This window comes from Streptomyces sp. UH6, assembly GCF_013421635.1.
Taxonomy (GTDB): Bacteria; Actinomycetota; Actinomycetes; order Streptomycetales; family Streptomycetaceae; genus Streptomyces; species Streptomyces abyssomicinicus.
The window spans coordinates 1-3314 of sequence record NZ_JACADT010000647.1 but is presented as its reverse complement, the minus strand read 5'-3'; the positions used below and the strand labels follow the sequence as shown (position 1 = coordinate 3314).

The window sequence follows — 3314 nt, the reverse complement described above, 5'->3', positions numbered from 1 at the left end:
CCCCCGGGCCCGGCCCCGCCTCCACGGCGGCCACGGGGGGCACGCCGGTGGGGGCCGTCACGGTGACCGGGGGGCCGGTCGCCGCCTGGGCGGTGCCGAGGGCGAGACCGGCCAGCAGTCCCGGTACCGCCATGGCGAGGACCAGCGGGCGCCGCCCTCTGCGCCCAGGTATCCCCCACAGGGCATGTCGTGTCATGCGGACTCCTCCAGTCGGTGGCTGATGAACCGAAAGCCCGAGCGCGACCAGAGAACCACGCAACAGGGACAAAAGGTGCCTTCAGCGCGGTGTGCGGGTGAACCCCCCTCCGCACACCCCCCGCGACACACGCGCTCACCACCACCGCGGGAGGGGCACCGGCACCCCCGGGCCCCGGGGAAACCAAGGGGAAGCCGTGACAGCGCGACCGGTACCCTGGGATGGCCCGGTCGAGCCATGCCGGGAGACCCCGCTTCCACGAAGACTGGATGAACGACGATGCATCGGTACAGGTCCCACACCTGCGGCGAGCTCCGCGCCTCTGACGTCGGCACCGACGTCCGGCTGAGCGGCTGGCTGCACAATCGGCGCGACCTGGGCGGCATCCTCTTCATCGATCTGCGCGACCACTACGGCATCACCCAGCTGGTCGCCCGTCCCGGCACCGCCGCCTACGAGGCCCTGGACAAGATGTCCAAGGAGTCGACCGTCCGGGTGGACGGCAAGGTGGTCTCCCGCGGCGCGGAGAACGTGAACACCGACCTGCCGACCGGTGAGGTCGAGGTCGAGGTCTCCGAGGTCGAGCTGCTGGGCGCGTCCGCCCCGCTGCCGTTCACCATCAACGCCGAGGACGGGGTGAACGAGGAGCGCCGTCTGGAGTACCGCTTCCTCGACCTGCGCCGCGAGCGGATGCACCGCAACATCATGCTGCGCACCGCCGTCATCTCCGCCATCCGGCACAAGATGACCGCGCTCGGCTTCAACGAGATGGCGACGCCGATCCTCACCGCCACCTCCCCGGAGGGCGCCCGCGACTTCGTCGTGCCGTCGCGCCTGAACCCGGGCCGGTTCTACGCGCTGCCGCAGGCGCCGCAGCAGTTCAAGCAGCTGCTGATGATCTCCGGCTTCGACCGCTACTTCCAGATCGCGCCCTGCTTCCGCGACGAGGACGCCCGCGCCGACCGTTCGCCGGGCGAGTTCTACCAGCTCGACGTCGAGATGAGCTTCGTCGAGCAGGAGGACGTCTTCCAGCCGATCGAGAAGCTGATGACCGAGCTCTTCACCGAGTTCGGCAACGGCCGCGAGGTCACCTCGCCGTTCCCGCGGATCCCGTTCCGCGAGTCGATGCTGAAGTACGGCTCCGACAAGCCGGACCTGCGCGCCCAGCTGGAGCTCGTCGACATCACCGACGTCTTCGAGGGCTCGGAGTTCAAGGCGTTCGCCGGCAAGCACGTCCGCGCCCTGCCGGTGCCGGACGTCGCCGCCCAGCCGCGCAAGTTCTTCGACCAGCTCGGCCAGTTCGCCGTCGACCTGGGCGCGCAGGGTCTGGCCTGGGTCCGCGTCGCCGAGGACGGTTCGCTGACCGGCCCGATCGCCAAGTTCCTCACCGAGGAGAACGTCGCCGAGCTGACCAAGCGCCTCGGCCTGGCCGCCGGCCACGCGGTCTTCTTCGGCGCGGGCGACTTCGACGAGGTCTCCAAGATCATGGGCGCGGTCCGCGTCGAGGCCGCCAAGCGGGCGGGCCACTTCGAGGAGGGCGTCTTCCGGTTCTGCTGGATCGTCGACTTCCCGATGTACGAGAAGGACGAGGAGACCGGCCGGATCGACTTCTCCCACAACCCGTTCTCGATGCCGCAGGGCGGCATGGACGCGCTGGAGAAGCAGGACCCGCTGGACATCCTGGCCTGGCAGTACGACATCGTCTGCAACGGCGTGGAGCTGTCCTCCGGCGCGATCCGGAACCACGAGCCGGAGATCATGCTGAAGGCGTTCGAGATCGCCGGCTACGACGCCGAGACGGTCGAGCGCGAGTTCGCCGGCATGCTGCGCGCGCTGCGCTTCGGTGCCCCGCCGCACGGTGGCATCGCCCCGGGCGTGGACCGCATCGTGATGCTGCTGGCCGACGAGCCGAACATCCGCGAGACCATCGCCTTCCCGCTCAACGGCAACGCCCAGGACCTGATGATGGGCGCGCCGACGGAGCTGGACGAGGCCCGCCTGCGCGAGCTGCACATCTCGGTGCGCAAGCCGCAGCCGAAGTAGTCCACGACGGCCACAGGGGCCCGGCACCGGAGCTGACCTCCGGCGCCGGGCCTTTGTGCTCAGCGGTGTCCGCCGGTCCCGTTCTCGTAGCGCGGCAGGTTGTCGGTGGAGATGGTCCAGTCACCGATGGTGACGTCCTCGCCGTAGACGAAGTCTTTGCGGGTGGCGTAGCGGGGTCCGTCAGGGGTGGGGTGGATGTCCGTGAGGACGGCACCGGTGCCGGTGCGCGGGTCGAAGATCCCGTAGATGGGGACGCCCATGAGGGGGTAGTCACGCGTCTTGGTGACCCAGTCGTTGTCCGGGTTGGACTTGGAGACCACTTCGATGGCGGCGATCAGCGCGCGAGGGTCGATCGAGCCCTGGACGTTCAGGTCCGCCCACGCGATCACCATCACGTCGGGATGGCGCATGATGCCCTCGGGCTCGTCCTCCACATCAGGCGTGCCGGTGTGGGCCAGCAACTCGTCCGGCATCATCCGCTCCAGACGACGGCTGATGTGTGCGGCCGTGACCTCGTGAGGTCCTCCCGGCGACATCATGTCGTGCACGATCCCTTCCTTGGTGACCTCGAACTTCCCGGGCAGGGCGTCGTCCATGGATTGGACGAAATCCCGCATGGCCCGGTACGGGTGAGAGGTGCCCTGCTGTGCGTCGTCCGGGGCGATGGTCATGGCGCTCGCTCCTCGTCTGTGCCCACGGGCAAGGATCGTCGCTCTCATGCTAGGCGGCGGCCTCGCCGTGCTCGACCCGGCAGTCGCGGCAGGGGCCGGGGGACGGGGCCCGGAAGGCGCGGTCGCAGTGGTCGCAGGACTGGAGGGGATGCCGGGGCTCGGGCGCGGGTGCGGCCGGGGGCCGGATGGGCGGTACGGGCGGGAGCTGCGCCGTCAGGCGGTGGGCGAGGAGGGCGGCCGGTCTGATCAGGGGCTCGTGCGGCAGGTTCTCGGTCAGGGCGTGGCGTACGGCGGTGGGGGAGACGTCGCGTTCCAGCCAGGCGACGACGCCCGGCGCGAGGTGTTCGGCATCGGTGGCCGACAGGAGCAGGCGGGGGTCGTGGCGGCGCAGGCCGGAGAGGACG

At 70.1% G+C, this 3314-nt stretch carries 3 protein-coding genes and 1 pseudogene; 1 reads left to right on the top strand and 3 read right to left on the bottom strand.

Going from position 1 to position 3314, the window contains the following annotated elements:
* Positions 1–196: hypothetical protein (locus HW445_RS23610; RefSeq protein ID WP_218957325.1), on the bottom strand; the 196-nt coding region annotated here is incomplete at its 3' end.
* 279 nt (positions 197–475) lie between these two features.
* On the opposite strand from HW445_RS23610, the gene aspS reads away from it, so the two are divergent.
* Positions 476–2239 (top strand): aspartate--tRNA ligase, encoded by a 1764-nt coding sequence (aspS, locus tag HW445_RS23605; RefSeq protein WP_180222961.1) that lies wholly within the window; start codon positions 476–478, stop codon positions 2237–2239.
* A 59-nt stretch (positions 2240–2298) separates the two neighbouring features.
* Here aspS and HW445_RS23600 read toward each other — a convergent pair whose 3' ends face one another.
* Positions 2299–2910 (bottom strand): Uma2 family endonuclease, encoded by a 612-nt coding sequence (locus HW445_RS23600; protein ID WP_180222960.1) that lies wholly within the window; start codon positions 2908–2910, stop codon positions 2299–2301.
* Positions 2911–2959: 49 nt separating this feature from the next.
* Positions 2960–3314 (bottom strand): annotated as a pseudogene (locus tag HW445_RS23595) (helix-turn-helix domain-containing protein); the annotation flags it as partial.